Origin of the sequence: Tropicimonas sp. (assembly GCF_047971885.1) — a bacterium.
Classification (GTDB): domain Bacteria; phylum Pseudomonadota; class Alphaproteobacteria; order Rhodobacterales; family Rhodobacteraceae; genus Tropicimonas.
The window spans coordinates 1-4859 of sequence record NZ_JBKEAE010000086.1 but is presented as its reverse complement, the minus strand read 5'-3'; the positions used below and the strand labels follow the sequence as shown (position 1 = coordinate 4859).

The 4859-nt window shown below is 67.1% G+C and carries 5 protein-coding genes; 4 read left to right on the top strand and 1 reads right to left on the bottom strand.

Annotation, left to right across the window (positions count from 1 at the left end; all coding sequences use genetic code 11):
- Positions 1 to 116 precede the first annotated feature (116 nt).
- From dapF to ACK5IR_RS08310, 3 genes are all read left to right on the top strand, one after another.
- Complete coding sequence (gene dapF / locus ACK5IR_RS08320; protein ID WP_416927797.1) at positions 117 to 953, top strand: diaminopimelate epimerase; 837 nt, start codon at positions 117 to 119, stop codon at positions 951 to 953.
- Positions 953 to 2227, top strand: coding sequence for a tRNA (N(6)-L-threonylcarbamoyladenosine(37)-C(2))-methylthiotransferase MtaB (gene mtaB, locus ACK5IR_RS08315; RefSeq protein ID WP_416927795.1), 1275 nt, complete (start codon positions 953 to 955; stop codon positions 2225 to 2227). Before dapF ends, mtaB begins: the two co-directional genes overlap by 1 nt.
- 75 nt (positions 2228 to 2302) lie before the next feature.
- Positions 2303 to 2905, top strand: coding sequence for a glutathione S-transferase (locus tag ACK5IR_RS08310; protein ID WP_416927793.1), 603 nt, complete (start codon positions 2303 to 2305; stop codon positions 2903 to 2905).
- 46 nt (positions 2906 to 2951) lie between these two features.
- On the opposite strand, the gene ACK5IR_RS08305 is transcribed toward ACK5IR_RS08310, so the two are convergent.
- Positions 2952 to 3824, bottom strand: coding sequence for a glutathione S-transferase (locus ACK5IR_RS08305; protein ID WP_416927791.1), 873 nt, complete (start codon positions 3822 to 3824; stop codon positions 2952 to 2954).
- 415 nt (positions 3825 to 4239) lie between these two features.
- Here ACK5IR_RS08305 and petA point away from each other — a divergent pair, with 415 nt between their 5' ends.
- Positions 4240 to 4803: a ubiquinol-cytochrome c reductase iron-sulfur subunit gene (gene petA / locus ACK5IR_RS08300; RefSeq protein ID WP_416927789.1), complete on the top strand. Its 564-nt coding sequence runs from the start codon at positions 4240 to 4242 to the stop codon at positions 4801 to 4803.
- The last annotated feature ends 56 nt before the right edge of the window (positions 4804 to 4859 follow it).

Below are 4859 nucleotides of genomic sequence, written 5' to 3'. Positions count from 1 at the left end.
CAACTGAGCTAACGGCCCATCCGAGGTCAGCTACCTAGGAAACATGCCCAACCGGGTCAAGCGCAAAGTTGCGGGCTCTTCAATTTGGTCCCGCTCGCACGTATATGGCGCGAACCATGGTTGATGCGGATCCCCTTTTTGCCCGGCGCTTCATCAAGATGCACGGGCTCGGCAACGACTTTGTCGTCGTTGACCGGCGCGCTGGCGCCCCGGCGCCGGATGCTGCGCTGGTGCGCGCCCTTGGCGACCGCCATCGCGGGGTCGGCTTCGATCAGCTTGTGCTGATCGAGCCGGACGACCGGGCCGATGCGAGACTGGTATTCTTCAATGCCGACGGTTCGGTTTCGGCGGCCTGCGGCAATGCCACGCGCTGCGTTGCCCGGCTGCTGATGGACGAGACCGGGGCGACGAACGTCACCTTGCGGACGGGGCGCGGGGTGCTCGAATGCGCTGACGCTGGCGATGGTCTGACCCGGGTGAACATGGGCCATCCGATGACCGACTGGCGCGAGATACCGCTAGCCGAGCCGCTCGACACGCTGGCGTTGCCGATCGACGGCGCGCCCACCGCAACCGGCATGGGCAATCCGCATTGCACCTTCTTTGTCGGGGATGCCGAGGCGGTGGATCTGGCGACCTTCGGGCCGGCACACGAACATCACCCGCTTTTTCCCGAGCGGACCAACGTGCAGGTCGCCCAGGTGATCGGTCCGGACCGTCTGCGCATGCGGGTATGGGAGCGCGGGGCTGGCGTGACGCTCGCCTCGGGGTCGTCGTCCTGTGCCACCGCGGTGGCGGCGGCACGGCGCGGCTTGACCGGGCGCAGCGTGACCGTCGAACTCGATGGCGGCACGATCGGCATCGACTGGCGCCAGGATGGTGTGCACATGACCGGACCGACGGCATACGTCTTCGACGGGGTGCTCGGCCCGGCCTTTCCCGGGGCGATCTGATGGACGAGACCCCAGCCCCCCGGCCGCCCGTTTTCGCCACGCTCGGCTGCCGGCTGAATGCCTATGAGACCGAAGCGATGAAGGCGCTTTCGGCCGAGGCCGGCATTGGCGATACGGTTGTGGTCAATACCTGCGCCGTCACCGCCGAGGCGGTACGCAAGGCGCGGCAGGAGATTCGCCGCCTGCGGCGCGAAAACCCGGATGCGACACTGATCGTCACCGGCTGTGCCGCCCAGACCGAGCCTGAGACCTTTGCCGGGATGACCGAGGTCGACCGGGTGATCGGCAACTCCGCGAAGATGCGACCCGAGACCTGGGCCTCGATCGCGGCGGCCGACTTCATCGGCACGACCGAAAGGGCTCAGGTCGACGATATCATGTCGGTCAGGGAAACGGCCGGCCATCTGATCGACGGATTCGGCACACGCAGCCGCGCCTATGTGCAGGTGCAGAACGGCTGCGATCATCGCTGCACCTTCTGTATCATTCCCTTCGGGCGCGGCAATTCCCGCTCGGTTCCGGCGGGCGTGGTGGTCGAGCAGATCCGGCGGCTTGTCGGGCGCGGCTACAACGAGGTTGTGCTGACCGGGGTCGACCTGACAAGCTGGGGCGCCGATCTGCCCGCCGCACCCCGCCTCGGCGACCTGGTGCAGCGAATCCTTCGCCTGGTGCCCGAGCTTCCGCGGCTTCGCGTTTCGTCCATCGATTCGATCGAGGCCGACGACGCGCTGATGCGGGCGATTGCCGAGGAAGAGCGGCTGATGCCGCATCTGCACCTGTCGCTTCAGGCCGGCGATGACATGATCCTCAAGCGCATGAAGCGCCGGCACGGCCGCGCTGACGCGATCCGTTTCTGCGAGACGGCGCGCCGCCTGCGCCCCGACATGACATTCGGCGCCGATATCATCGCCGGCTTCCCGACCGAAACCGGGGAAATGTTCGCACGCTCGCTGGAACTGATCACGGAATGCGATCTGACCTGGCTGCACGTCTTTCCCTACAGCCCGCGCAAGGGAACGCCCGCCGCGCGCATGCCGCAGCTTCATGGTGGCGTGATCCGCGAGCGGGCGGCGCGGCTTCGGGCCGCGGGAGAGGCGCAGGTTGTCCGGCATCTGGCGGCGCAGGTGGGCCGGACACACCGCATCCTGATGGAGAGCCCGCGCATAGGGCGAACCGAACAATTCACCGAAGTGCTGTTCGATGCCGACCGCGAGGAAGGCCGGATCGTCGAGGCGCGGATACGCGGCCACGATTCGCTGCAACTGCACGCCTGAACGGCGTTCTCGCACGACCTGCTTGCAAGTCGCGACGCGCCGGATATCGTTTCTCCCGAACATGCGGAGGCGCCGATGCAACTCTACTACAGCAGGACCTCGCCTTTTGTCCGCAAGGTCATGGTCACCCTGATCGAGACCGGACAATCGGGCGATGTCGAACTGATCTCGGCCGCCGGAACGCCGGTCGATTCCTCGGGCATGCCGCTTGCGCAGAACCCGCTTGGCAAGATCCCCACCCTGACACGGGAAGACGGGCCGGCACTGTTCGACAGCCGGGTGATCTGCCGCTATCTCGATGCCCGCGCGGAAGCAAACCTCTACCCCGGGCCGCGCATCTGGGAGGTCCTGACGCTCGAGGCGCTGGCCGACGGCATCATGGAGGCGGCGGTGCTGATCGTCTACGAATCGCGGCTGCGACCGGAGGAAATGGTCTATGATTTCTGGATCGAGGGGCAATGGGCCAAGGTCAGCCGGGCGCTCGACGTGCTCGAGGAACGCTGGGTTTCCCACCTCGCCGGACCGCTCGACATCGGGCAGATCGCCGTCGGCTGCGCATTGGGATACCTCGATTTCCGCCATGCCGACCGGGACTGGCGCGCGGGGCGCCCCGCCCTTGCCGGATGGAACGAGAGGTTCGGCGCGCGCGACGCGATGCGCGCGACAATCCCCGGGTGAGCGCATCATGACGCGGGCCTTTCGCCCGGCAGCCGCGGTATAGGCCCTATCCGTTCAGCAGTTGCACGATCTCGGGCCATGCGTCGGGATCGGCCACAACCTTGTCGCGGCAGAATGCGTTGCCGAAGCCGATCACCCGCCCGTCCAGTTCGGCCAGCCACCTGGCCGGCCCGCCCGAGAACGGGCACCGGGTGTTTTCCGGCCGGCCGGCATCGACCGCCCGTGCCGGGCGTGGGGCCGGGCCCGGCCACGGAGCGACGGCATGGGGTCTGGCGTAGCGTTCCAGGGTGGTGCCGCGCACCAGCCCCATGGCGCGCCAGCGGCGAAACCCGGCATGCGCGAGATGCGCATCGACATAGGCCCGCGCATCGGGCGGAATGTCGAGCCCGTAGCCGGCGATCCGCGCCGCAACCGGGGCGAAAAAGGCGTCGGCTATCGACCAGTGGCCGCAGAGCCAGGGGCCTTCGCCACCCGCCACGCGCCGTGCGTGGCGCCAGATTTCGGCCAGCCGGGTCAGATCGGCCGCCACCGGGCCGGATACGTCCACCCCCGCATAGGCGGTCCGCAGGTTCATCGGGCAATCGTTGCGCAGGGCGGGAAAGCCGGCGTGCATTTCGGCGGCGAGGCTGCGCGCGGTGGCACGCGCCGCAACGTTGCCGGGCCAGAATCCCGCCGCCGGGTGACAGGCGGCAAGCTCCTCGGCAATGGCGAGCGATTCCCAGATCACCGTGCCCTCATCGCCGATCACGCAGGGAACCAGCCGGGCCGGCGGAACTGCGGACAGTTGCGATTCCGCACTGCCGAGAGTGAAATCGAGCCAGGTGATGCGCGGTTTCAGCCCGGCATGATCGAACAGAAGCCACGCCCGCATCGACCAACTCGAATAGGCCGGATCGCCAAGGACAAGGTGGCAGGTCATGTGGTTCCTCCGCGAAAACGCGCCGCGATGCCAGGTCCGTCGGTTCGCGCGCCGGTGCGACAGGGCCCGGGTTCGCTTCCGGCGTCAAGACCGGGCATGGCGGATTCGCCGGCCGGATCGCGGAAATCCGGCTCCGCGCGTCGCAAACCGCGTCGCTGCCTGGTAGTTTGCGGGCGTCGCGCGCAAAAACACATATCCGGGCGCCAAATCGCGAAGGAGGTGTTGCCGCGATGGCGCGGCCGAAGTGGATTATGCGCAAATTCAACCCATTTGCGACACCGCGCCGCAGATGTGCGGGTTTGGCCGCTGGACGGGTCGCCGAGGTCCGTCTAATTAGTTTGACAGACTTGCTGCGCCCAGTTCGCGGCCGAAAAGCGCATGCGTGACACACGCAAGGAAAAGGGAGAGATAACCCGTGTCCCAAGCAGAAGCCCCCGACGGCGGAAACCGTCGAGACTTTCTCTATTATGCCACGGCAGGCGCCGCGACGGTGGCCACCGGTGCCGCCGTCTGGCCGCTGATAAGCCAGATGAACCCGTCGGCCGACGTGCAGGCACTCAGTTCGATCCGCGTTGATGTGAGCTCGCTCGACATCGGCGCGCAGCTGACCGTGAAATGGCAGGGCAAGCCCGTGTTCCTGCGCCGCCGTACGCCCGAGGAGATCGAGGAAAGCCGGCAGACCCCGGTCGACGAGCTGCCCGACAAGATCGCACGCAACGACAATATCGATTCCGCGGCGCCGGCGACCGATGAAAACCGCGCGCTGGACGAAGCCGGCGAATGGCTGGTGATGATCGGGGTCTGCACCCATCTGGGCTGCGTGCCGATCGGCGAGGCGGGCGATTTCGGCGGCTGGTTCTGCCCCTGCCACGGCTCGCACTCCGACAAGTCCGGCCGCATCCGCAAAGGTCCGGCGCCCGAGAACCTGTGGATTCCGGTCGCGCAGTTCGTCGACGAAACCACCGTCCAACTCGGCTAAGGGAGACCTACTAAATGGCTGGCATTCCCCACGACCACTACAAGCCGAAGACGGCT